General features: G+C 67.0%; 1 protein-coding gene. It reads left to right on the top strand.

Annotated features, from left to right (window positions below; genetic code table 11):
* Positions 1-783, top strand: a 783-nt coding sequence (locus AC0L2B_RS00185) for an IS91 family transposase (RefSeq protein WP_473743635.1), incomplete at its 5' end; no start/stop codon positions are given.
* Positions 784-1,044: the final 261 nt, after the last annotated feature.

Genomic DNA, 1,044 nt, shown 5'->3' with positions numbered 1-1,044 from the left:
CTCGGCGCGCGCATCGGCATCACCGCCGTGCTCCACACATGGGGCTCGGCGCTAACGCACCATCCGCATGTCCACATGATCGTTCCGGGCGGTGGCGTCTCGCTCGACGGGAGCCGGTGGATATCGTCGCGCCCGGCCTTCCTCCTCCCGGTGAGGGTGCTCGGCAAGCTGTTCCGCCGCCTGTTCCTCACCCGGCTGATCGCGCTGCACGACGCTGGCCGGCTCGCCTTCTTCGGCGCAATTGCTCATCTCGCGGAACGGCGGGCATTCCTGCGCCACCTGTCGCCGGTCCGGAAGAAGCGCTGGGTGGTCTACGCCAAGGCGCCCTTCGCCGGCCCGGAAGCGGTGCTCGCCTACCTGTCGCGCTACACGCACCGGGTCGCGATCTCAAACAGCCGCCTCATCCGCCTAGACGAGAGCGGCGTCACCTTCCGCTACAAGGACTATCGTCGCGAAGGCGCCGACCGGCAGCAGCTCATGACGCTCGCGACCGACGAGTTCATCCGCCGCTTCCTGCTCCACGTGTTGCCAAAGGGATTCCACCGCATCCGGCATTGCGGCCTGCTTGCCGGCTCTGCTCGCAAGGCCAGCCTCGCGCTTGCTCGTGAACTCCTGAACGCCGCCGCACCGTCAGACGATGACACCACGGACGAACCGGACAACTTTCGCCCGCCATGCCCCTGCTGTGGCGGCCGCATGATCGTGATCGAGGTGTTCGAACGATGGAGGCAGCCGCGCGGACCGCCACACGGTTCCCCGTCGACCGGGAGCAGCACGCCATGACCCGGCATGGAAAGGTTCAGCCTTCAGCTGCAGGCACTCAGCCTTCGGCAACGGATCGACGCACGTCTATGGTGATTATCGACTCCGACAGAGCCGCGCCCAGCCGCCCACCGTCCCGACAACACCGCGCGGAGGCGCAACGAAGCGGTCTGTCCGCATTCAACCCAGAGCTTCCCGACGGCGGTCGCGCCATCGCCGACATCTGCCGAAATCCGAAATCCCCATAGCCATCGCCTGTGGCCCGCGGGTTCCTTCCTCGGG

Source organism: Mesorhizobium sp. WSM4815, assembly GCF_055811575.1.
This window is presented reverse-complemented; position numbering and strand designations above follow the sequence as displayed.